Genomic DNA, 24,861 nt, shown 5'->3' with positions numbered 1-24,861 from the left:
TGGGTGTATAGTTGCCATGAGTAGGGTTCCTTTCTTGGTGACTTCAGCAATCCCGAGAATACCCTACTTTTTTGCTGCCTGGAAAGGCTCCAAATCTTGGTACACAAACAATTTTACATCATCCGTTCCAATAAAAATAGCGGAACCACGTTCCGTTATCCTGCAGCGCTTCACCGTTTGTCGGCTCGAACGCTTGAGATAACGGAGCTGAGTTCCGCTATTTTTGGGAAATAGTCGGGAAATACCCTTGTAACGGAACAGAGTTCCGCTAGTACATTGTTAACCATACACCGCATTACCCTGCCACCGACGAGTCTCGCTTAACGGCGTTCACTTGCTCCAGTACCTCCGCAACGCCGTCCTTGTTATTGCTCGCAGTTACACGCCAAGCCAGCCCTTTTAGCTCTTCCAAGCTATTTTCCAGCGCAATGGGGTAGCCGCAGGCAGCAAATAACCCATAGTCGTTCCAGTCGTCACCAAAGGCCATCACCCGTTCCATTGTCCCTCCGGTTCGCTCCAACACCCGCTGCACCGCCGCTTCTTTGGACGTTGTCTTGTTCATGATCTGGATCAGTGCGTCTCGGTCTGTAACTATGGCGTGTACCCGATTGCCAAACACCGCTTGAAGCTCGCTGAAAATATTACGTTCATTGCGAAGCAGCATTTTGGAGACTAGCCGCTTCTGCAGCGCATGCCGTGGCACGACCCCCGGCATCGGCGCATGCTCCGGCAGCCCCCAAAGCTGAAGCTGCTCTCTCGAAAGCGGCCGGTCGCAGTACAGTTGATCATCAATTTCAAACGTTACGAAACATTCGGCCTGCCTGGAGACGATAAAGTCATACATTTCGTCCACGATACCGCACTCCAGAGGAAAGGATTCGAATTCCCCACCCGATTCAAATCGGACAGCCGCCCCGTTGTAGCAGATCATCGGCCCCAGTCGAAGCAAAGGTGAAAGGCAGCAGGCTTTTCACCGAGCGGAACGGACGTGCTGTGGCGATGATGATACGAACCCCCAAAGCATGGCTGTCCAGTACCGCCGCTAAATTTCGGTCGCTCACCCTTTTTTGCAAATTTAGCAGAGTTCCGTCCAAATCCAGAACGATCGTATCAACAAATGGCATACTCGACTCCCCCCTCAATTCTTTTAGTCGTACCAAAAAAATCCCAACAAATCAAGGTTTTCTTGACTTGTTGGGATTCATCGACACCACTTAGCCCCTCAGGCCAGCTCCCACGCCTCATGAATTTTCGGAACGTCGGAGATCAGCTGCTGCGTGTACCGGTGGCGGGGCGTCAGAATGACCCGCTCCGCGCTGCCGCTCTCGACAATATGCCCCTTTTCCATAATGTAGATCGTATCGCTCACATAATAAGCCAGCCCGACGTCGTGAGTGATGAAAATAATCGTCATGTTATTCTCATCGCGCAGCTTCAGCAGCATATCGAGGATGGTGGACCGGGAGCAAGCATCCACCATGGAGGTCGGCTCGTCGGCGATCAGCACCTTGGGATGCATCATGAAGATCCGGGCGATCATCAGCCGCTGCATCTGCCCTCCGGACAGCTCAAAGGGGTACTTGTTCGACAGCTCTTCAAACTTCAGATTGACGAACGAGCAGGCCTCCTTCATTTTGCGAAATTGCTCCTCTTTGGAAAGCTTCAGCCCCTGTAGCTTGATACAATCCAGCAGCAGCTTATCGATCTTGTGAAAGATGTTAAACGAGGAGAACGGATCCTGAAAAATGGCCTGAATGTCCTTCCAATATTCGCGCCGCTGCCTTTGACTGCCGAGCTTTCGCGGAGCGCCCTTGTATTCGATAGAGCCGCTCGATTCCTTCAGCAGCCCCATGATCATTTTCGCCAGTGTCGTTTTGCCGCTGCCGCTCTCACCGACGATGGAAATGATCTCGCCTTCGTGAAATGCAAAGTCCACATGGTTAACAGCTGTCGTTTTCCCCGCTCCGTAACCAAACACCTTCGTCAACTGATCGGCTTTGATCAGCACCTTCCGGTCTTCACTCATCGGCCGATCACCCCCTGGGTACGCTTCTCCTCCTCATACCATTCCCGCAGCGTTCGGGCATCAAAAATGCATCTGTAGATGCGTCCATCCAGCGTTTTGTTCTGGATTTTTCCTTCGCGGCAGGATTTCTGCGCATATTCGCAGCGGTCCGCAAAGCGGCAGCCCGGCGGCACCTTCTTCAGATTGGGCGGAGCACCGGGAATCGCCTCCAGCTTATGGCCTTTCATGCCGGCTTCAGGGACAATAATCGAGCCCATCAGCTTTTTGGTGTAGGGGTGCAGCGGGTCGAAAATCATCTGCTGCGCCGTCCCCCGCTCCACGATTTCCCCGGCGTACATCACGACGATATCATCCGTCACGTGGTACAGCAGCGGCAGCTCATGCGTAATGAAGACGAGCGAACGAATAAACTTTTTCTCCAGCAGATCCTTCATCAGCCGAATGACGGCCTTCTGTGAAGTAACGTCGAGCGCCGAGGTCGGTTCGTCCGCGATGAGCACCTTCGGGTTCAGGATCGTTGAAATCGCAATGACGGTCCGCTGCTTCATCCCCCCGGAAAGCTCGTTGGGGTACGAGTTCAGCACCTTGGATGACAAATTGAGCGTCTCGAACCGTTCTGCAGCCAGATCCCACACCTCTTTGGCGGAAAGCTCCGGACGGTGCTCCTTCATAATATCCTCGATGAACCGAATGATCTTGAGCGTCGGATTGAGCGCATTCATCGCGGCTTGGGGGATATAGGCAATCTCGCGCCCCAAAATTTGCGAGCGAAGCTGGTCTTTGGTCAGCTTCATGATGTCCGTGCCGTTCACGACGATCGAGCCGCTGTTATAGTGCAAGGGCGGAAAGTAGAAGCCCATCAAGCTTAGAGCCAGGGTCGACTTGCCGCTGCCCGATTCTCCGGCGACGCCGAGCGTTTTCCCCTCCTCGAGGACAAAATCCACACCGTCGACGGCATATACATTTTCTTTCAGACGAGTGCGGTAATAGGTCCTTAAGCCTTTTACCTCCAGTATATTGTCACTCATGGCCGGTCAGCTCCTTATTTTCGGGTTGAAAATTTCGTCCATGCCGGTGTTCATCATATAGAGCGAGAACGTAATGATGGCAATGGAGAAGGCCGCCGGAATGAACGCCCACCAGGCTCCCGCCACCGGAGCTTCGAAAACCAAGGCCCAGTTCATGATAATGCCGAGAGAAATCGTATTGTATGGCCCGAGACCCAGCATGGAGATCGAAGCCTCGGACAAGATGCCGGAGGCGGTCTGCAGCACAAACGCCATGACCACGTAGGACGCAATATAGGGAAGAATTTCGAAAATAATGATTCGCGTGGTGCTGTGTCCGGAAATTTTGGCAATGTTCACATGGTCCCGGTTTCTTAACGAGGTCGTTTGCGCACGAACAGCACGGGCGGTCCACGGCCAGCTGGTAATGCCGATAATGATGGCGGTAATCAGCGAGCTGCGGGAATTGATGCTGACGGAAATCAGGATCAGAATGATAAAGGACGGAATGACGATAAAAATGTTGGTGACCGCCGTCAAGATGTTGTCCGCCAGGCCGCCAATATACCCGGCGGATAGTCCGATGACAAGACCAATGATCGTTGCGCAAATACCGGCTATCAAGCCTACTCGAATGGAGGTGCGGATGCCGTACATCAGTTCGAGAAACAGATCCCGGCCGAAGTTGTCCGAACCGAGCAGCAGCTTGGAGTCTGGCGGCTGGAACGCCAATGCCATCATTTCGAGCGGATCGTGACGGTTCACCTGCGGGTAAATCAGCACCAGCGCGAGCATCGCCAGAAAAGCCGCCGCTCCCAGCACGAACTTGGGTGATTTGAGCAGGATCGAGATGGAATGTTTCATATTAGTGCTCCTCCATTTGAGCTGCCTTGATCCTCGGATCGACGAGGCCGTACACGATCTCAATGGTGAAGTTGGCGAGCAGCACCGTGCCGGCAATCAGCAGCGTACAGCCGGAGATGAGCGGATAATCGAGCTGCCGGATCGCGGTAAACAGCCAGGTGCCGATGCCCGGGTAGCTGAACACGATCTCGCAAATCAGCGAGCCCCCAACCATCGTGCCGATCGACAGGGCCAGACCGGTAATTTGCGGCAGCATCGCATTCTTGAATACGTATTGGGCGATCTTGGAGTCGCGGATGCCGAGCAGCTTGCTGTATAGCACGTAATCGGCATTCAACTCATAAATGGACATTTCCCGCATTCCGATGGCCTGGCCGCCGATCGTCACCAGCACGATTGACAAGAAGGGCAGCGTATGGTGCCGGATGACCGACCCGATGAAGTCCAAGCTCAGCTTCGGAATCATCTGGAAGTCGTATCCCCCGGAAAGAGGGAACCACTTGAGATTCAGCGCGAACAGGTACAGCATGATGATGGCGAGTGTAAAGAACGGAATCGAGTTGACGAACAGTGCGACCGGAAACAGCACCTTATCGAACACACCTTTCCGGTAAGCGGCAACGGCTCCGAGAATGTTCCCGAGCACCCACCCGGTCAATATGGCCGGGAGCTGCAGAGCAAGCGTCCAGGGAACCGCCGAAGCGAGAATGTCGGTGACCTTTTTGGGATAAAGACCAAAGGAAGTCCCCAGGTTCCCAGTAAACAAATTTTTGAGATAAATCCAATATTGCGTCAATATCGGCTTATCGACTCCGAATTCCTTGGTGAACGTTTCGTATACCTTCTTAATCGTGTCGCTGTCCGTCATGCCCTGCGTCATTTGTGAGACGATCACGCTGATCGGGTTGCCCTTAATCATCCTTGGCAGCATGAAATTCAAGCTGATGGCGATGACCAGCGTAAGGAGATACCAGCCAAATTTCCGTAAAAAATATTTCGTATACGCATTCAAGCTCCCCACACTCCTGACCGGTTTTATTGGTCCCTAAGCAAAGCCGTGTAATCCGGAGAAAAGCCTGTACTTGGAGCTTCCGCCAAATACAGGCCCAATCCCGCTGACGCTGAGGTTAATTATGGATCTGGTACAGCGCCTTCACGCCGGCTCCATCGATCGCAATTTGCGGTGGAATGTTGGTGTTGTCGCCCTGCGCCGGGAACCCTTTCCATACCGATTCATTCACCGTGTAGAATACCCATGGTCTGTACATCAGCGGAATTGACGGCAGATCGGCCAGCCACATTTTCGTTAGCTCGGTGTACAAGGATTTCAGCTGCGCCTCATCGTTCACCGTCGGAATCTTGTCGATGATCTGATCCGCCTTATCGTTCTTGTAACGTCCCCAGTTCCAGAACGCCATTTCACCGGCTGGAGCGACTCCTTTGGAGTACATAATCGTACGTGCCCGGTTCCACGGCTGGCTTGGGCTAACCCCGCCGGCCGGCGTATTCATGATGATATCGAATTTGCCCGTCTGCAGATCGTTGTTCCATACCGGCTGTTCCGGGAACTTCGTGCGAATTTCGATACCGATCGCTTTAGCGTTCTGAGCGACGATCTCCAGGGAGGCGTTCCAATCGGACCAGCCGTACGGACACTCGACGTCGAACGGTCCGAGGCGGGTCCCGTTCAGCACGCGAATGCCGTCTGCGCCCTTCTTAGCGCCAATCTTGTCCAGCAGCGCATTAGCGCCATCCACGTCAGTCGTCCACTGCAGGGATTTAATCGCTTCCTGATCCACATATTTTTTCTCCGCGTCCGCATCGAGCGTAAGCGACGGCTTCATGTTGGCGGAATATCCGCTCATGGCCAGGTCAGAGATTTTCTTGTAATCAAGGGACATCGCGATGGCTCTTCGGACGTCCGCGTTGTCGAGGCCTTTTTTACTCAGATTGAAAAAGATGGAAGGCATCGAGCCCGGCAAATAATAGGGCGCATCTTTCAGGTACGTTTTAACTGGAGCCCCGCCCTTCCACATGTTGGAGACCTGCGGAATGAACTGCTGCGAGACGTCCACCTGGCCGCTCTTAAATGCTAGATCCCCGGCCGCATTGTCTTTGTAGATGACGTGGGTGATGTATTTGGGAGCCGGCAGCTTGCCGAACAGCGCTTTCCCCCAATAGTTGTCGTCGCGGGCTACAGTGATTTTCTGATCGTTGTAGAAGTACATTTTGTAAGGACCGGTACCGACTGGGTTCGCGTTGACTTCCTTGCGGATCGTCGCCAGATCGTTGTTCGCCTTCTTCTCGATCTCTTCCCAGACGTGCTTCGGAAGCATCGGAATGAGCTCAATGCTGTCCATCACGGTCAGCTTGTTCGGATTGTCCTTCTTTAGCTTGATGCTCACCGCATTCGGTCCGTCGGCCACTACGTCGTCGATGAACGTCCAGAAGCTGCTCCAGTTTACCTGGTACTTCTGGCCCAGCTTATACGTATAAACCACATCATCCGAGGTGAACGGCTTGCCGTCATTCCACTTGGCGTCCTTATTCAGCTCGATTTTCAAGGTGAGATCGTCCGCCCAAGAATATTTGGTGCCGAGCAGCGGCTCCAGCTTGCCGTCCATCATGTTGATCATAAATAAGGTCTCATAGATCAGCTCTCGGGAGTTGCCATAGTTGATCGGAAACGCAGGGTTGCCGCTCAGTAAGTTAAAGTTGGTCGGGGCCCCCCACTGCAGCCCGTTGATGTACAGCGTTTCGTTCCGGGCCGTTTCCTTCGCGTCCCCGCCACCGGCCCCGCCCGGCTGAGCGGCCGTCGTCTGCGGTGTCGTCGCGGGCTTGGCCGCATCCGGTTTAGGCGTTGCGGCTGTCGGGGTGCTCCCCCCATCCTCGCAGGCTGCCAAAAGTGTAGGCGCAAGCAGCAATGCGCAAATCAGGCCGGTTACTTTTTTTAACCTCATCGTATTCCCTCCGCGTTTCATTTTTACAGCAAGCCGGTTCGTGCTTTTATTTTTATTCATGGGGTTAAATAACTTCTTTCCCACTCACTGTACGTATATTGTAAGCGCATTCTTTTACTCCAAACAGTACATGAACTTAAGGAATGGGGTTTGTTTTTTCTAGGAATTGATGTGGTCCGTGCCATAAAAAAACCGCCCAAGAGAGCTTTGACAACGTGGTCTGCAGCTCCTTGCGCGGTTCGGTTATTTCGCCTCCAACCTGTATTCGGTCGGGGTTCGGTTATATTTTTTGCGGAATACCTGTGTGAAGTGCCGAAGGTCGTCGTAGCCCACCAACCGAGCCACGTCGACAACCCGCAGCGTTCGATTGGAGAGCAGCTCCGTGGCCCGTTCCATCCGAAGCTGAATCACGTACTCCTTGTAGCCGATTCCAGTCTTTTGCTTAAACAGCTGACTGAAGTACACCGGGTTTAAGTAGACGATCGAAGCGACCTTTTCCAGCGACAGATTATCACGAAAGTGTGCCCGAATGTATTGCATGGCGAGTTGAATCGTCTCGTCTCCTCTGCTAGCGGGGAGGGGCTGCTCGGTCATGTCAGTCCCGGGGGATTTCAGCTTCCGGATCCTATCCGGGATGGAATAGAAATTGTCTGATGCGCAGCTGATCGTCATGGTGTAAGGGACATTCAGGCAGCGGTCTAGATGGCCTCTGGCTCCAGTCTCAAATTCAACGAACCTGCAGCTGCATTCCTCCCGCAGGGTAACCACGCCGATCAGCAGATTCGTCTCCAGACTCACGACAAATCCGCAGCCGTTTAGGCCGATCCATTCGGACAGCACGTTTTCGACGACGAAATTGGAAAGCGTCAAATCCTGCCCGCCGTCGAACTGAACGCGGATCAGATGAAACCGGGGGTGGTTCTGCGCAAGCCGCGACAAATCGAAGCTGCCGATATCGAGCCCTTGCACCCAGCGCCGAAAGACAGCCTCTCTCAAATAATTCAAATTCAGGTCCAGCCGGTCCTTCTCCGTTAACTGCCGCTGCTCCTCCTGCCATTCCCTCTCCAGCTCCGACATGATGCCGATCAGCCGATCCTTGCCGACCGGCTTGAGGACGTAATCCCTGGCCCCTAAACGCAGCGCCTCCTGAGCATAGGTGAACTTGGAGTGTGCTGAGATGATCACAACCTTCATGCCCCGATGCGATTCCCGCAAGGAAGCCAGCAGCTCCAGTCCATTCATCCCCGGCATCATGATGTCCAGCAGCACCGCATCGATCCGTTCGTTCAGCAGCACAGCCGCCGCTTCCTGGCACGATTGCACCATAAGCACATGAATCCGTGGAAACGCATGGTTGAGCGTTCTCTTGATGCCCTCCCGGATGGATTTCTCGTCGTCCACCACTAGAATATTCAAGTCGATTCGCCTCCTAATTCTGCGGTTAGTGTTCTGCGAGGCAGCCGAATGGTAACGGTCGTCCCCCCGTTGTCGCATGATGCGAGCTTCAGCCCATAGGGTTGTCCGAACTTGAGGATTAGCCGGCGGTGCACGTTCATAAGTCCGATGCCCCCCTCAAAATAATCGCTTTCCAGCTCCGTCGCCTGCTCCAGTGACTGCTGCAGCTCAGCTAATCTGTCACTGGGAATACCTATTCCGTTATCCTGTATGCGCAAAACCAAGTCTTGCTCCTGGGCCTCCAAGTCGATCCGAATGATTCCCGCCCGTTCCTGTCTGGATAAGCCATGGATGACGGCGTTTTCGATCAGTGGTTGAAGCGTCATTTTGGGTATCGACACCTGCTGCCATTCGTCCGGAATCTCGATTCGAATCTCCAAAGCATGGCTGGAACGGGCTTGGATAATATGCAAATAATGCTGGGTTTGATCCAGTTCCTCCCGCAGCGTGACGTCGGAATGCTCCCACTCACTGCTGTAACGAAACATTCTGGAGAGCGATAGAACGATCTCCCCAAGCCGCTCCTGCTTGCTCTCATCCAGCTCCCAGTAAATCATATCGAGCGTGTTATATAAAAAGTGCGGATTCACTTGAGACTGAAGCGCATGAATTTGCGCGTTTTTCTCGCTGGCGGTGGCGATGCGGACCCGCTCCACCAGCTGTTTGACCCTGTCGATCATGGAGTTGAAGTTCGCCGCCAGGTAGTTCATCTCCTCAAAGGAGCGCATCTCGACAATCGCATTCAGATTCCCCCGCTCCACCACCTTCATCTCTCTTACCAAACGGATAATGGGTGCCGAAATCGTTCTCGATAGAATGGTCGCCAGGATGATGGAAGCCGTCAGCAAACAGAACAGGACCAGCAGAAAAAATCGGTTCGCTTCTTCGAGCTGCACCTGAAAATTCGATTTTGGGATGATGCCCGTGATCGTCCAGCCTAATTGAGGCTCGTCGCCGACGACGATGAGATTCGGTCCCTCCGTCGAGCTGGCCAGATGGGCGTCACCCTTCTCCCGTATGACCTTGGCTGCTGCTTCAGACGGCATAAGCTCGTCTATCATCCCCTGCTGCGCGAGAACAGAGCCTGCCGAGTCTACTACGTACGCTTGACTGTTCGTGCCCATATGAAGATTAGAGAGCATCGACAAGATCGGCTTTGGGCTAGCCTCAACTAGCAGAACCCCCAAGGGCTCGCGGGAATACAGGTCGTAAACCAGCCGTCCGAAGGAAAATACCGGCTCATCCTTCGCGGTCAGCGTCGGTTCACGCATGCCCAGCCAGATCATTTCCCCCTGTGACTTCCGAATTTTTTCGTACCATGGGCTTCGATCGAACGATTTATAAACGGGAGTTGACGCCTCATAACTGTAGATTTTGCCGGAAAACGCTATGATGTGCAGTCCTACCAGATCGCTTCGGCTGTTGAATACGGCCTCCAGCTCACTGATGATCACCCGCTCGTTGATGAGCTGCAGGGCCGGTGTTGCCTCCGTATCGGACAGCACCCGCTGCACATCCGAGTTCGCGGTAATCGACTTTGACATGCTGTCGTACCCCTGGGTCAGAAGACTGAGATTATCGATCGCTTGAAGCACATTTTTCCTTGAAATTTCGGTTATTTTTGTGTTTAGCTGCTGGGAGCTATAGAAGTAAAAGATGCCGGTCATCATTAGCAGCAGGATGAGCGTGGGAATCAGAAACCATAGGAACAGCCTGACGTTGATCGAGTTTAAGCGAACCGTTTTTAACAGCATGTCTCCTCCTGCGGCCGTTATCTCTTCCCGTTAGCTTCCCAGGAGAGCTGATGGACTTTTGCGATCTCCGCCGCCTCGGCTTTCTGCACGAATAGATTTTGCAGTAGATCCAGATGAGTCTTGGTCACAGCAGGCACAATCACATTATCGAAATTCATGTCCCCGCTCCGAACCACGGCCTGCTGCCGGATCAAGTCCATCTGCAGCTGAGAATACCCTGCCGCCTGCAAATCGCCGTCGATCCGCTGGCATAGCCCCACGGCCGCATTCATCGAAAAGGCCACTCTCGGATAGTTCATGGAGAAATACCGCAAAAAGTCTTTGCTTTCCTTCAAATGCTTCGATTTGGCGGAGACGGCATAGGCTGTCCCAGGCGCAATCATGAAGTCACTCGTGTTTCCTTTTCCATCCACCGTAGGAAATTTCAAAAAGCCGACCTTGCCTTTGACGGGAGAAACTTCAATCTTAGGCACCTCCCAGGAGCCTACGTAATACATGGCGGCTTTGCCGCTTCGGAACAGATTGGAGGCCGCCCAGGAATCAGTCGACACCGCCTCTTTTTCGAATGCGCCGGCGTCAATCAGCTCCTTGAGCTTGGCGATGGCCTGCTCAAATACCGGGTCGGTAAACGTACGCTGCTTACTCAACACATCCTGTAAAAAGCCCGGCCCTCCATTGAGGCGCTGGACGATGTTCATAAACAAAAACGACGTCGGCCATCGATCCTTCGCACCGATGACGATCGGTGTAATCCCCTGCGAGCGAAACTGCTTGACCGTGTCGATCAATTCTTCAAAGGTGTTCGGCACGGAAATGCCCGTTTGAGCGAACAGCTCTTTATTGTAAAAAATTCCTGCTATATTCAAGTTGTATGGAAGCGCATACAGCTTATTGTCAAAAGAATAATACTTGAGCACATCGCCTAGGAAGGTCTCACTCAGTTTCCCCTCCACAACATCATCGAGCGGTGCCAGCACGCCGCTGTCTACATACGGCTTCATTTGGGCCCCCGGGTTCACCATGGTAATATCCGCCATGTCGCCGAAGGCCGCTTGTGTTTTCAGCTTACTCTTTTGCTGCTCCGTGTTGAGACGGTCGAATTCGATCTTTAGATTAGGGTGACCTTGCATATATTCGTTAACCAGCTTTTGTTCAATTTGATAGGCAGGGGAGGATTTGTCGGACTGCAGCGTCTGGAGAATCAACGTCGTTGCTTGGCCTTGATTTCGTGCGGGGCTCTCAGCGGCCTGCACCTTTAAAGCAGCTTCAAATTCATTGCTGCAGCCTGCAGCCATAGTCAGTAGTGGTAGCGTTATCATTGCAAGCCAAGCCAAGCATGTCGCGTTCCTCATCTTTGAACCCCCTGCTTTCAGCTTGATTTCATTCTAAAATTACTGGTACTTCCCGGTATAGTGCAAAAATTATAGAACTAGGTTTGATTTTTTAAGATTCTTGAGAAGGGTGTATCCTAAATTATACAACCATTTTCTTTAATCTTCCAACCTCTGTAAGTCCTAAATAATGGGAGATATAGTCTTATGGAATAATGATATAATTAGAATTCCTATTGGGAGCCCGACATTCGAAACTAGCAAAAAAAAACGAGGGACGAAAAAGGCCGTTTCCATTGTTCAATGGGTCGTTCCTTTTTCATCACTCGTTTTTTATTTATGCCGATTTCCCCCGCACTGCGGCCTTTTGAATCCGAAAGTTCGAGGCCTCCATCCAGACGACGATGTCCAGCGCCGAAATATTCTCATACGCACGGAGCAGATCCTCCTGCCTAGCGATCTTCAAGCTAAAGCATACGCGCATGTGTGGAGTACTCCCATCCTCCCCTGCGGCTTCGCGATCCGGCAGCATTTTGAGATTGACGATTTGAACGCCTTGTTCTCCGAAATGCGTAGCAATGCGGCCCAGGGAGCCCGGACGGTCGGCGATCTTCATCTCGATCTCATGGGTCCGGCGATGCCGCAGCATCCGCTTTTCCCACTTGTGCAGCAAAAACAGACTGATGAGCACTAACAAGGTGCAGAACAGCGCCAGTGAAAAAAAGCCTGCCCCCACGCTAAGGCCGATGGCAGCCACTACCCAAACCGATGCGGCGGTAGTGAGTCCTTTGATCACGTTGCCGTTGCGCAGGATTGCGCCGGCGCCGAGAAAGCCGACACCGCTGATCACCTGCGCCGCCAAGCGAGCCGGGTCGATCCGGACGTTCGCTTCCGTCACGAACTGCGAAAACCCATACTCCGACAGCAGCATAATAGTCGCCGATCCCAAACAAACCAAAATGTGCGTTCGAAATCCTGCCGCTTGATTGTTCCATTCCCGCTCGATACCGATCAACCCGCCGAGCAACGCCGCCATCATTAATCTAAAAATCAATTCCCAATGACTGATATACCACACACTGCTCGCGGCCGCCATGGACGTTCACCTTTCTTTCTTAATTCCCTTATGTTTTACAGCAAACGTATTGTAAACGTGCGGTCGAATGGGGTAAGCAGATTCACATGGACGTATTGGCAGCCTGCCGGATGCTGGTCCTCGTTCAGTACCGAAACCCAGTGCTCATGCGCGCCGGAGGAAATTTCGATCGCTTCGCCGCCGCCATCCACCGAATACTTCACCGCACCGCTTTTCAGCATGTGTCGGCCATCACCAACAGGCAGCACGTCGCTGCCGCTAATCTCGCCCTCGGCGCCCAGGATAAATGTCAGCTGCGCATACACGTCTTCCCGCTCGTCCGTACGAACGCGAATCGTCCACTCCGAGTCATGCGGCGTAATGTCCACCTGCAGCTCTTGCGTCTGCAGATGCGTCATCGGCCGATGCTGATGCGGCAGCAAATACCAAGGGCTGAGCTCCGCTCGGCCCGCAAGCTCCGGCAGAAGCTGGCTCTGAACCGGCCCGTTATAGCCCTTTTCCAAATGCGCCTTCAGCTGATAAGCACCCGTCTCCTCATCCACCGTCAAGCTGCTAAACTTCACGATCCCTGGCGAAAACGAAGTGGACAGCTTCACGCCGAGCAGCCGGACCTTCCCATGACGCAGCGAGAAAAACGACGGCGCGTGCGTCATTACCGTTACGCTTGTATCCTGCTCGCGAATCCGTACGACCGGCGCGCCGAAGGCCAGATGCATGCTGCTGTGCTGGATTTTCATATGGTGCCCGACCGCATCGATTTGCGCCAAATGCTCGCCCATCGGATGCCGCGCATTCAAAATCCGGACATAGCGGTCAGGCAGCGGCAACCGCTCCAGCCCTTCGATGTGCGCCTCCGGATACAGCAGCAGTCCCATCAACGCATTGTTGTTGACCGCCTCCGGCTGCTTGAAGTACGAGCCGGAGTAGTCCGACATCGCCGCAAAGAACGGGTCGCGGTCATGCGCGGCCATCAGCCGGTAAACCAGGAAGTAGGTCGCCATGTCGTACGTCTTCCCGAAATCCTGACGGCCGGAGTAGTCCGTAACGATCTCGCCGTTCGGATGTACCAAGTACGCCATCATGCGCAGGTTGCGGCGAACATGCTCCAGAAGCTCGGGGCGGTTCAGCAAGCGGGCGGTATGGTACAACGCGATATTGCTGACTGCGTTGTAAATCCCGTTGCTGCGCTCCGTCCATTCGCCGTCCCCGGTAATATCGATGCCTTCCGCCAGCCACTCTTCGGCTCTAGCTACCAGCTCCGGCTTCCCGAACAGCTCATGCAGCAGCGCTAGCGCGGCGGTGATGACCCAGCGATGATTCGGCGTATGGCAACCGCCGGTCAGCATCGCGGGAATCGTCCGCTCAAGGAACAGCCGCAGCTTTGCAGCGACCGGTTCTACTGGCGCCCAGTCGTGGGCTTCCAGCAGCTGCACCATCTGGGCCAGCCCGCCGACGACGAAGGCCGTATCCGGTGGGGAATGAAAGTTCGTCCCGCCAAGCGAGATCGTCCCGTCCGCATGCTGACGGTTCAGCATAAAATCCGCTGCTTGATCCAGCGCAGCGAGAAGCGCTTCATCGTGGTAATACCGCGAATCCGGATTGACCAGCGCCGAAGCCCAGCCGCCCATCACGCGGGGCGTGCCGACATGGGTCGGACGGGCCACGCCCGTCTCCCCGATGACACCGCCGTAATATTTGGATGCGGGATCCAGCACCTGTTTACCCAATGTGGATGCCGTGTATTCGTCATTTTTTTGTACCGCTTGCTGATAGATGAAGTCCATGTTGTTTGTCACCTTATCCCGGTTGGTTTGTTCCCTCTAATTGATCGGCTAGCCATTCATCGTCTTGAGCGTGCTCAGCGCTTTCAGCGCGGCAATATTGCCGGTAATGAGCTGGTGGCTCTCATGAATTTCGTCCGGCTGACAAGCGGCCTTCAGCTCATACACCTTTACTTTGGCCACATCGATCGCTTCCAGAAAATGATTGAAATACTCCATATCCTTGCTGTGCACATAAGGGCACCAGTGATCGGACAGCTCGAGCGTTTCATGAATATGCACACCGGTAATGTAGCGCGTTACTTCCTTCAGTTCTTTGAGGTTATCGTACAGGCCCATCCGGTCCATCATCATCGCGTGGCCGATATCGTACCACAAGCCGACCGGGCTGCCCTTCAGGTTGTCGCAGATCGTTTTCGCTTCCATGAGCGACGGCATTTGGTAGCAGCGGGAGCGTGTCTCGATGCCGATGGCGATATTCCAGCCCTTCTGGGCCGCGTGATCGCATACCTTCTCCAGGCTTTCTTGAATGCGCTGCGTATAGATCGGGCTCAGACGCTCGCGCCGCTCCAGCATTTCGCTCCACAGCTTTTGATACGGCTCCGAATCCTTGCCGAATTCGCGGTACAGCTTTTTCAGCTCGGAGTCGATATTGTACTCAAAGGGCACCTCGCCCGGATGCACGACAACCGCCTTCGCCCCATAACGGTCCGCATATTCCATGGAACGAATCAAAAGGTCCACCGAGCGCTGACGCTTAAACTCGTCATCAAAGCCGAGCATCACGGAGTCCGTGTCGTAATCTTTATCATCAATGAACGGGAAGACATTGTGTACGCTTGAAACGCCGATCTCCCCGTGCTCGATCATCGGCTCGATCGTCTTCATAAACTCCTCGGTCACGTTATAGTTCAGCTCCACGTACCGGAACCCGAGACTCTTGATCTCGTCGATCATCTCGCGCCCTACCGTATGCCGCTTAATGTTCCAGCACGTCGAAAATGAATATTCCCCTTTGTCAAACATCCGCCTCTCCTCCTGATCGTTAATCTCATTAATAATAAGGGTAATGTAGGTATTTCTGTCCCACCCTAAAATAAAGGAAAGACCGGACTCCGCTCGCTGATGGGCAAGATGAAATCCGGCTCTTCCGTTTAGTTTTTACTCCACCAAGTCGCTCAGCTGACACGCGGCACCAGACCGCGCAGACGCACCCGAAGCTTCCATCAGCCGAGTTAAATCCAATGCCAATTGAATATTCTCCGTTGCTGCGGTACCGCTGTGAATATGCGTCAGCCATTGGTCGAATGCGGTTGGCAAGGGAGCCGGCATGTCCGTCTTGACCTGCCAATCCCCCGCGCCAAGCTTCGGCCCGCGAACGAGCAGCTTCTCGTCCTGCCTGGAGAAATACAGGCTGCCTTCGGTCCCCTGCACCTCCATCACAAACTGCGAATAGCTGTTCACGAAGCCCGCTTCCACAATCGCCAAGGCACCGCTTGGATATCGCAGGACGGCTACCGCGCTGTCCTCAACCTCACGCCCCGTGATGTACCCGAAGCTCGCGCTAATGCTTTCCGGCATCCCCAGAAACATACGAGCCAAATACATTGGATGGCAGCCCAAGTCGATCAAGGCTCCGCCGCCGGTCTGCTCGAGGTTGAAAAAGTGAGCCGGGAGCGACCCGTTCGGCGCTTTCTCCGTACGCAGCGCTCCGTTATGGGCCAGCCGCAAACGAACCAGTGTAACTTGTCCGATCTGCTCTTCGCGCAAAATCTGCTGTACCGCTTGCGTAAATGGCATATTCATGCGCGGCAGCGATACGGTCAGCTTAACGCCTGCTGCTTCCACAGCGGCCACGATTTCGTTCGCTTCCTTCGTCGTGGCCGCAATGACCTTCTCCGTGAAAATATGCTTGCCAGCCTCAGCCGCCGCGAGCATCACCTCACGGTGCCTATTCGTCGGCGTCGTGACGATCACGGCATCGATCTCGGAGTCGGCCAGCAGCTCCTGCAAATCTTCGAAGAATCGCGCGCCGTACTCCTCCGCCTTTTGCCGTCCCCGCTCCGGTACTTCATCCCATACCGCCACGATGCGGGTATCCGGGTGCTCTACCGCTTGCTTGGCGTAATCTTTGGCATGCACATGCCAAAAGCTCAACATCGCTATTCTGATCATGGTGTTAGTTACCTCTCTCACTCGTTCGCTTTTAGTCGAAGTAAACGGCTTGGCCCGTCCGGTTCGATTCATAGATCGCTTCGAGGAGCTCCGAAACGACCAACGATTGCTCGGGCGTCACGATCGGCTGCGTATCATTTACTATGGAGTCGATCCACAGACGAATTTCTTTATCCTGCATGCTTTCCTTCTTGCCTTCGTAGAAGTCCGCGCCTTTGGCTTCGAATTGAAGCTGCTCGACGTACAGACGGCTGTGCTTCTCTCCGTTAATGCGCAGGCCGTCCACCATGTCCGCTCCGCCTTCCGTACCGCACAGCGTCGTTTTGGCTTCCTTCGTGTCGAGCGTGTTGAGCGCCCAGCTTGCTTCAACCATGATGGTCGCGCCGTTCTTCATCACGATCATCGCGAAGGCGGAATCCTCTACCTTGAACTTCGCCGGATCCCAAGGGCCCCAGGAGTTAGCGGCATTTTCCTTGCGCGACAGCTTATGGAACGCGACGCCGAGCACGACCTTCGGCTCGTAGTTGTTCATCAGCCACAGCGTCAAGTCAAGGGCGTGCGTACCGATATCGATGAGCGGGCCTCCGCCTTGCTTTTCTTCATCCAGGAAAACGCCCCAAGTCGGAACACCGCGGCGGCGCACAGCATGCGCTTTGGCAAAATAAATTTCGCCGAGGTCGCCGTTCTCAACGACTTTTTTCAAATGCTGGCTGTCCGCGCGGAACCGGTTGTTGTAGCCGATCGTCAGCTTTTGGCCGGTACGCTTCGCCACTTCCACCATACGGCGGGCATCGGCCGCGGTCTTGGCCATCGGCTTCTCGCACATCACGTGCTTGCCGGCCTCCATAGCCGCAATCGAAATTTCCGCATGCGAATCGTTCGGCGTACAGACGTGAACGACATCGATGTCACTATTGGCGATCAGCTCCTGATAGCTCTCGTATACAGCGGCTCCAGCCTTGCCGAACTTATCCGCCGCTAGCTGCGCACGCTCGAGCGAAATATCTTGAAACGCTACCACTTCAACGTTGTCCAGCTTCGTTAAGCTCGGCAAATGCTTCCCTGTCGCAATCCCGCCGCAGCCGATAATTCCTACTCGTACCTTTTTCATAACCTGTACCCTCCAATGATGTGTGATGTGTGGTTTTATTCAGCTAAAAAAGGCAAAGAAAAGGCCGGACACCCACCAGATGCCCGGCGCCTTCAATTCAATTCGCTTACTTCACAAGTTCCATTTGTTGTTTGACAACGGCCATAACATCTTTAGCCAGGAACGCTTTATCTTTGTTGTCTTGATACCATTTGTTCATGAAATCTTCCAGCTTCTTACCGCCTGCTTTATCCCAAGCCGCTTGCGAATCCTTGATCGCTTGCTCCGGCGTGTACTTGCTGCCGCTGATGATCGCTTTCACGAAAAGGTCGTTCTTTTCTTTCAGAATTTGCGTGTTAATAACGTTCAGATCAGCATCATATACCGGCATATGGTCGCCTACAGTGATACCAGGGTATTCACGGGACGGGTCAAAATACAGCTTTTGAACCTGTCTGTACATGTCCATACCTGCTTTTTGCTCAGGCACCTCAGGATTGAACTGGTTCAAGACATAGTTACACTTGTCGATACCGGAGGAGAAGAACATTTCATAGTCGAGCGCGTAGCTGACTTCATTCTTGCTCTTCGTCGCATCGATCGGTGTCGGACAGCCGTTCGGGCTCTTCTTCCAATGCGTACCTTCGTCGCCGTTAATAATCTTTGTAGCCGTTTCCGGCTTCATCATGAAATCAAGGTAGCGGCCGACGGCTTCCGGATCCTTCGCCTTCGCGTTAATGACCGTCGTCATTTGAACCGGGTTGTCAATCGCACCGGTGAACGTACCCATCGGCGATTTCGGATAAGCGAGTGGTGCAATGTCCGCACCTGGAACGTTTTTCTTCAGCGTTGGCATATCGTTCATTACAAAATCGTACCAGCCGCCGGTGAACTTAACGTAAATCCCGATTTTGCCGTTCAGGAAGTCTTGTTTAGCCTTAGCGCCGTCTTTATCGTTGATATAATCTTTATCGATAATGCCATCGTCATACAGCTTTTTCTTGAAAGTCAGGGAAGCCAGCTCGTTATCCCACTGACGGATGACTTTGCCATCTTTAATGCCCCATGCCAGCAGTGTGCTGGAAGAGCCCTCACCGAAAATTTCATTGATCGCTTGCTCGGAGTACGTACTCATGTTCATGCCGTACGTATCTTTCTTGCCATTGCCGTCCGGATCTTGCTCCGTAAACGCTTTAGCTACAGCCAGCAGCTCGTCCGTTGTTGTCGGCATTTGAAGATTCAGCTTCTTGAGCCAGTCCGTACGAATCAGCAGCATGTGGGCAGGAGTAGCTTCTTTTACTTTACCGATTTCATACAGCTTGCCGTCCGCCTTCGTACCCGCTTTTTTCAATTGCGGATATTGCGTCAACAGCTTCTGATATTCCGGCATAAATTTCAAAATGTCATCCAGCGGAAGCAGCTGCTTCTGGTCATACAGCCCGCCGCGGAACGGTGTATTGTATTCGTTGATAATATCCGGAGCGGAGCCGGAAGCGAACAGAACGTTGAATTTCTTAGTCGAGTCGCTGCGTAGAACCGGAACGAATGTGGCATTGGCCGGGCCGTTTTGGTTAATCCATTTGGTCCAACGGTTATCCTCGTAAGAGCCCTCCGCTGCAGGAACAGATCCGCGGTCATACATCGAAACGGTTACATTGCCCTTTTTAGCAGGTGCATTGCCTTGTGCATTTCCAGGCGCCGCAGCTTCTTTTTTCTCTGAACAGCCCGCCAGCAGAGCACCCAATGCCACCGCTGCTACTAAGCTTGTCCCCAAAATCTTTTTCGAGTTATTCATGAAATGCTTCCCCCTACTTATGATTTTTATTTACATGGTTAACTGCCGCGAAGTCCCATGAGCTGCAGCAGTTAACGCGGTTAACCCTTAACGGATCCAAGCATAACGCCTTTGACAAAATATTTTTGCAGGAACGGATAAACTACGAGCATCGGTACGACCATAATGACAACGCCGACGGATTTGACCATCTCGGTGGCCACCATCTGCTGCTCATCCGAGTTCAGGGAAGGCGAATTCAGCAGATCGTTTTTTTGCAGCATCGCTTGAACGATTACCGTCAAGTTCTGCATTGTGCTCTTGTTGATGTACATTAGCACACTCATAAACGCGTTCCAGTAGTTAATCCCATAGAACAGCGCCAGCGTAGCCAGCATGGGGAGCGATAGCGGAAGAATGATGCGCAGCAGCAGCGACCAGTCATTGCAGCCGTCAATCCGTGCGGCTTCTTCCACTTCCTTCGGAATGTTCTCAAAATAGCTTTTCATGAGCAACATGTTGTACGTGCTGATGAAGCCCGTGAGCCAGATGGCCCAGTAAGAATCGATCAAATGAAGGTTCTTGACTACGAGGTACGTCGGAATGACGCCACCCGAGAACAACATCGTAAACACCATTGCGAGCACGAATTGGCGCCGAGCGAAGAGGTACCCTCGAGACAGAGGATACGCGGCCAACACGGTTCCCAGCATACTTAGCGCGACACCAACTACAGTCATGAATACGCTATTTTTGAAAGCTAGAAAGGCTGGACTGGAAATGAAAAAGATTTTATAGGCCGTAAACTGCAGTCCGACCGGCCAGAAGAACACATGCCCGGATTCCACGGACCCGCGATCGCTGAGCGAGAGCGAAATGATATGAATAAAGGGCAGCAAGCAGGTCAAGGCAATGATGGCCAGTACGGCATAGTTGATCGAATAAAAGATGCGTTCACCCTTGGTTGTTTTCATGCAGTTCTCCTTTCCACTTTCTTTTAGAACAACGCTTGGTCGAATTTACGTGCGATCCGGTTGGCGATCAGCACCAGGCTGAAGCTGATAACCGATTCGAATAGCCCCATCGCGGTCGTTAAGCTGAATTGCGCTTGCTGTAAGCCAATTTTGTAAATGTAGGTGCTAATAACCTCGGACACATCCGAAACGGCGGCATTTTGCAAGTTGAACACTTGATCGAAGCCGACCTCCATCACACGGCCCATCGCCAGAATCAAAAGCAGAATGACGGTGTGGCGGATGCCAGGAAGTGTAATGTGCCAAATTTGGCGCCATTTGGTCGCTCCGTCCATGCAAGCGGATTCGTAAAGCGATGGATCAATGGTGGTCAAGGCAGCCAAGTAAATGATGGTACTGAAGCCCATTTCCTTCCAAATTCCAGAACCAACAAAAATGGCTGTCCAGGACTTCGCTTCGTACAAAAAGTTCACCGGTTCCATCGAGAATAGCTTGAGTACTTTGTTCACAGAGCCGTAATCGGTTGCAAACAGAGACAGGACGATACCGGATACGATAACCCAGGAGAAGAAGTGCGGCAGATAGATGATCGTCTGCACCCATTTCTTAAAGGCGGTCTTCCTCACTTCATTGAGCAAAATAGCAAGGATAATGGGCACCGGGAAGCCTACGATCAGATTCAATAAGCTAAGCCAAAATGTGTTCCAAATGATTTGGAGCGTATTGGACCCGGAGAACAACAGCTTGAAATACTTCAGCCCTACCCAGGGGCTATGCAGAATGCCGTCGTTGAAATTGTAGTTTTTGAAGGCGATAATCAGCCCGCCCATCGGCCAATATTTAAAAAGAATATAGTAAGCCAGTACGGGGATTAACATAATAAACAGAGGAATGTTCTGCTTCAGCCTTCGGTTTCGCTGCAAGGCAGCTGCTTTATTGGATTCGCGCCTTGGCTTGGTTGCTGTGGATTCATGGATGTGGCTGCTCAACACTGCTTCACTCCTTTATCTTAGGTTTATAGCTGAATTATAATGCGAGCATAAAAAAGAACCCTTAAAAATTTATAGATGTTTCTATAAATTCTTTGGGTTCTATGACTTGATTCGACAATCTTCGCTAAACCTTTGCTCATACGCCAGTCATGTTCCGGTACTCCTTGGGCGACATTTGGTACTGCTGCTTGAACACATTGGTGAAATAATTCGGCTCGTCGAAGCCGACCGCATTCGCGATTTCAAAGATTTTCATATCGGAATGGCGCAGCAAGAGCGCCGCCTTCTCCATACGGAACCGGGTTACATAGCGGGTAAAGCTTTCCCCCGTAGCCTTCTTAAACAGCACGCTGAAGTAGCTCGGATTCAAATGGATCTGCGCCGCGACGTCTGATAAGCGAAGCTCCTCGCTATAATGTTCCGCGATATATTTGATCGCTCGCTCAATCAGGTTCTCGCTCTTCGACGCCTGCCAGCTGCTGAGCAGCAGCATGAAGAGCTTTACCTGCTCCGCGGCCCAAGTCATGACCTCACTGGAATTCATGTCCGTCTGCGGCATGTCGCAAGGAATCCCCGCTACCGCCCCCAGCTCGCCCGGCTCGAACTGCTTTTGAACCGTCTCATGCAGAGCGATCGACAGCGTCAAGGCACCGAGCTTCATCTCCTCCAGCGTCTTGTTCGACAGCTCCACCAGCATCCGCTCCAGCAGCTCCTGCAGGCTGTCCACCTGTCCTCGCAAAATGGCGGACATCAGCTGCATTTCCAGCTCTTTGACCCGCGCCTGATTGAGATGCAGCTGTGCTTCGGCCACGCCGCCTCCCTCGCGCACCGGCTCCACATTCGCAGCAGCAGCGGCTGAGGTTCGCTTAATGCTGCGGTACAGCTGCGAAAGCTGCTCCGAAGCCGGGGCCAGCCCCATCGAGTACATCGTGACGCCAATGCCCAAGTAGTGCTTGCATGCTTCCCGGATCGCTTCCCGCACGTGCTCCTCCAGCTTACCTTGCCCGGTCACCAGCACGAACCGGTCGTTTTCGACGAGCAGCAGTCCGCCTTCCGTTTCCGCGCCTTTGAGCAGCTCCATGGTGATGTTGGACAAGGCGAACTGGAGCAGGCCGAGGTCGCCCTTCCGCTCGATCTTGCTGCCGAGGCCCGCAAAATCCAGCTGCAGCAGCCACAGCTCTTTGTCAGCGAGGAAGGCGTTCAGCCGCCCTGCTGCCCCCCGCTCCGAAGGCAAATCAAGCAGCGCTGCTCGAAGCTCTTGATCCTGCTGCTGCTGCTGTTGAACAAGCAGCTTCTGCTGCTGGGCGTATCGCTCATAGAAGCGATCGGAGGCCTTCTGAAGCACCTGCCTGACATCCTGCTCCGTGCAGGGCTTGATCAACAGATCCAGGGCACCGTGCCGCACGGCAGCTTGCGCATACTCGAAATTTTTATAGCCGGTTAGGATGATGACCAGCAAGTCCGGGTGGGTACGCCGCAAATGCCCGACGAATTCGAGCCCGTCCATGATCGGCATGCGGATATCGGTCAGTACCAGATCCGGCTTCACCTGCTCGAGCAGCTCCAGCGCATCCTGCCCGTTGCTCGCCTCGCCGACGACGCTCCAGCCGAAGGCGCCGTCCTCAATCATTTTGACCAGTCCTTTGCGAAAATTCGGCTGATCCTCCACAATAAGCACTTTACCGTAACGCATGCTCCTGCTCCCCCCTTTCCACCTTCACACATGGCAGCATCAGCCGCATAGTCGTTCCCTGGTCTGGCTTGCTCTCGATCTCCAGCCGGTAAGGCGGGCCGTACACCAGGGCCACCCGTCGGACGACACTGCGGACGCCGAGGCTTTCCCGTCCATCCGCCCGATGCGGTGCGCTGCCGCCGTCCTGCTCCAGCAGCCTCGCGATCGTCCCCTCGTCCATTCCGCTGCCGTTATCCGTCACTTCGATTTCGAGCACGCCTTGGCGATTCCGCGCCGTAATGCTCAGTTCCTTCTTCGATAGCTTGTTACGAAACGCATGGATAAACACATTTTCGACAAGCGGCTGAAGAATAAACCGCATGATTTCGCAATCCATGACGCCATCCTCCACCTCGATGACCGTTTCCAGGTCGGCCTCGAACAGCTCGCTTTGCATTTTCACATAGTTGCGAATTTGTCCGATTTCTTCCCCTACCGTCGTTAGCGTCTGTACCGGCATCAAGGAATACTTCAGCATCTCCGACATCGCGGCAATCAGCCCCGCCGTCTCCTTCTCGTCCCGCAAAATCAGCTTCCAATAAATCTCATTGAGCATATTATGCAAAAAGTGCGGATTCAACTGCGCCTGCAGCGCTTTCAGCTCCGCCTCCCGTTCGCTGAGCTGCGTCAGGTACACTTCCTTGATCAGCCTCTCGACGTGCTCGGCCATCGCATTGAAGCTTTCGCCGATATAGGCCAGCTCGTCCTTCGTGCGAATATCGATACGCGTCTCGAAATCCCCCGCCCGCACCTTGCGCAAGCCCAGCAGCAAATCCTTCAGCGGCCGCAGCAGATTGCCGACCGACAAAACAATGAGCAAGCTGGTGACAAGCGCGCTGATGAGGCCGGAGTATAAGATCAGCCGGGTTAAGTCCTGGTTTTTTTGCTGCATCTCTTCCAGTGAGGTTCCGCTGACCAGCTTGAATGCGCTTGATTTAGACTCGCTCTGCACGTACAAATGCTTGTTCATCACTTCGGTTTGATTCAGGTTCAGCAGGGTGTCCAGCTCTTCCGGCGAACTCGGCTCTCTGTTGCTATAAAGTAATTCCTTCATTGGGTTAAACAGGTATACCTCGCCTTTCCCATCCTTGATCAATTCCTTGAGCGAGCTCGAAAAGAACGATTCATCCACCGCCATTACCAGCATACCGTACGTGGCGAGTGAGCTGTTTTTCATCCAGCGGGCGATGATGATCGTCTTGCGGTAGCCGCTCGGCTCGATGGCACTGGGCAGCGGCATGTTCATCCAGACCAGGTCCCCATAGGAGTCGCTGATTTTGGAGCGGATGGCTTGAATGGTGGCGGTGTCCAATTTTTTAATCGTAGAGGTCGTGTAGCTGAAGTACGATGGATTGCCGTTTAAGTCGTATAAGTACAAGCCCGTAATATACGGCGCGTCGCTTTTAATTTGAAACATTTGATCTTCAATCTGCTTCTTATCGTAGTACAGCTGATAGGTGTCCGTTTCCTCCGCGCTTTCATTGGCGTTGATTTGCCGGATCATCTTTTCAATCAGCGGGTTAAACACAATCGCCTGCGTCACCCGCACCAGCTCCTGCACCTTCAGCTCCATTTTGGCCAAGGCCTCGTCGTTGGTTCCGGAAAACTGCTTGCTGATTTCCTCCTCAAACAGCTTCGTATTGTAATGATACGTAAAGTATCCGGTGGCCCCCGAAGCCAGCAAAATGATGCAGGACAAGCTGAGAATCAGCCTCACCCGAAAGCTTTGATTGACACCGAATACCGATCGTATGAGACTTCGCATGCGGATCCCCCCCTTCATCTTCGAATCTATTCTACTCCATTCCTGCTCCTGCGACAAAAGTCACTTTTTTTCCTTATTTTTTTGA

20 protein-coding genes are annotated in these 24,861 nt (G+C 53.2%); all 20 read right to left on the bottom strand.

The window, feature by feature from the left end; translation table 11 throughout:
* Positions 1–295: 295 nt before the first annotated feature.
* Complete coding sequence (locus FPZ49_RS26440; protein WP_144852823.1) at positions 296–931, bottom strand: HAD hydrolase family protein; 636 nt, start codon at positions 929–931, stop codon at positions 296–298.
* Complete coding sequence (locus tag FPZ49_RS26435; RefSeq protein WP_144852821.1) at positions 897–1,124, bottom strand: HAD hydrolase family protein; 228 nt, start codon at positions 1,122–1,124, stop codon at positions 897–899. The genes FPZ49_RS26440 and FPZ49_RS26435 overlap by 35 nt, the downstream gene beginning before the upstream one ends.
* A gap of 98 nt (positions 1,125–1,222) precedes the next feature.
* On the bottom strand, positions 1,223–2,026 hold the full coding sequence (locus tag FPZ49_RS26430) for an ABC transporter ATP-binding protein (protein WP_144852819.1): 804 nt from the start codon (positions 2,024–2,026) through the stop codon (positions 1,223–1,225).
* Positions 2,023–3,054 (bottom strand): ABC transporter ATP-binding protein, encoded by a 1,032-nt coding sequence (locus FPZ49_RS26425; RefSeq protein WP_144852817.1) that lies wholly within the window; start codon positions 3,052–3,054, stop codon positions 2,023–2,025. Before FPZ49_RS26425 ends, FPZ49_RS26430 begins: the two co-directional genes overlap by 4 nt.
* A gap of 6 nt (positions 3,055–3,060) precedes the next feature.
* Positions 3,061–3,897 carry an ABC transporter permease gene (locus FPZ49_RS26420; RefSeq protein WP_144852815.1) on the bottom strand — a complete coding sequence of 279 codons (837 nt, stop codon included), beginning with the start codon at positions 3,895–3,897 and terminating at the stop codon, positions 3,061–3,063.
* A 1-nt stretch (position 3,898) separates the two neighbouring features.
* Complete coding sequence (locus FPZ49_RS26415) at positions 3,899–4,909, bottom strand: ABC transporter permease (RefSeq protein WP_144852813.1); 1,011 nt, start codon at positions 4,907–4,909, stop codon at positions 3,899–3,901.
* 115 nt (positions 4,910–5,024) lie between these two features.
* Positions 5,025–6,857 carry an ABC transporter substrate-binding protein gene (locus FPZ49_RS26410; protein WP_144852811.1) on the bottom strand — a complete coding sequence of 611 codons (1,833 nt, stop codon included), beginning with the start codon at positions 6,855–6,857 and terminating at the stop codon, positions 5,025–5,027.
* Between the two features lie 243 nt (positions 6,858–7,100).
* Positions 7,101–8,273, bottom strand: a complete 1,173-nt coding sequence (locus tag FPZ49_RS26405; RefSeq protein ID WP_144852809.1) for a response regulator transcription factor — start codon at positions 8,271–8,273, stop codon at positions 7,101–7,103.
* Positions 8,270–10,066 (bottom strand): sensor histidine kinase, encoded by a 1,797-nt coding sequence (locus FPZ49_RS26400; RefSeq protein ID WP_144852807.1) that lies wholly within the window; start codon positions 10,064–10,066, stop codon positions 8,270–8,272. Before FPZ49_RS26400 ends, FPZ49_RS26405 begins: the two co-directional genes overlap by 4 nt.
* A gap of 17 nt (positions 10,067–10,083) precedes the next feature.
* On the bottom strand, positions 10,084–11,418 hold the full coding sequence (locus FPZ49_RS26395; protein ID WP_144852805.1) for an extracellular solute-binding protein: 1,335 nt from the start codon (positions 11,416–11,418) through the stop codon (positions 10,084–10,086).
* 316 nt (positions 11,419–11,734) lie between these two features.
* Entirely contained in the window at positions 11,735–12,493 is a 759-nt protein-coding gene (locus FPZ49_RS26390; protein ID WP_144852803.1) for an MgtC/SapB family protein, read from the bottom strand.
* Positions 12,494–12,528: 35 nt separating this feature from the next.
* Positions 12,529–14,277, bottom strand: coding sequence for a hypothetical protein (locus FPZ49_RS26385; protein ID WP_144852801.1), 1,749 nt, complete (start codon positions 14,275–14,277; stop codon positions 12,529–12,531).
* 48 nt (positions 14,278–14,325) lie between these two features.
* Positions 14,326–15,300, bottom strand: a complete 975-nt coding sequence (locus tag FPZ49_RS26380; RefSeq protein WP_144852799.1) for a sugar phosphate isomerase/epimerase family protein — start codon at positions 15,298–15,300, stop codon at positions 14,326–14,328.
* A gap of 135 nt (positions 15,301–15,435) precedes the next feature.
* Positions 15,436–16,449: a Gfo/Idh/MocA family protein gene (locus FPZ49_RS26375; protein ID WP_144852797.1), complete on the bottom strand. Its 1,014-nt coding sequence runs from the start codon at positions 16,447–16,449 to the stop codon at positions 15,436–15,438.
* A 31-nt stretch (positions 16,450–16,480) separates the two neighbouring features.
* Positions 16,481–17,560, bottom strand: a complete 1,080-nt coding sequence (locus FPZ49_RS26370; RefSeq protein ID WP_144852795.1) for a Gfo/Idh/MocA family protein — start codon at positions 17,558–17,560, stop codon at positions 16,481–16,483.
* 106 nt (positions 17,561–17,666) lie between these two features.
* Positions 17,667–19,334, bottom strand: a complete 1,668-nt coding sequence (locus tag FPZ49_RS26365) for an extracellular solute-binding protein (RefSeq protein WP_144852793.1) — start codon at positions 19,332–19,334, stop codon at positions 17,667–17,669.
* An 80-nt stretch (positions 19,335–19,414) separates the two neighbouring features.
* Positions 19,415–20,287 carry a carbohydrate ABC transporter permease gene (locus FPZ49_RS26360; RefSeq protein WP_144852791.1) on the bottom strand — a complete coding sequence of 291 codons (873 nt, stop codon included), beginning with the start codon at positions 20,285–20,287 and terminating at the stop codon, positions 19,415–19,417.
* Positions 20,288–20,310: 23 nt separating this feature from the next.
* Entirely contained in the window at positions 20,311–21,165 is an 855-nt protein-coding gene (locus tag FPZ49_RS26355) for an ABC transporter permease (protein WP_144852833.1), read from the bottom strand.
* A gap of 250 nt (positions 21,166–21,415) precedes the next feature.
* Complete coding sequence (locus FPZ49_RS26350) at positions 21,416–22,972, bottom strand: response regulator transcription factor (protein ID WP_144852789.1); 1,557 nt, start codon at positions 22,970–22,972, stop codon at positions 21,416–21,418.
* Complete coding sequence (locus tag FPZ49_RS26345) at positions 22,959–24,776, bottom strand: sensor histidine kinase (protein WP_186446117.1); 1,818 nt, start codon at positions 24,774–24,776, stop codon at positions 22,959–22,961. Before FPZ49_RS26345 ends, FPZ49_RS26350 begins: the two co-directional genes overlap by 14 nt.
* Positions 24,777–24,861: the final 85 nt, after the last annotated feature.

The sequence above is a fragment of the Paenibacillus cremeus genome (genome assembly GCF_007786445.1).
Taxonomy (GTDB): Bacteria; Bacillota; Bacilli; order Paenibacillales; family NBRC-103111; genus Paenibacillus_G; species Paenibacillus_G cremeus.
The sequence above is the reverse complement of the archived record's forward strand: the minus strand, read 5'-3'. Positions and strand labels throughout refer to the sequence as shown.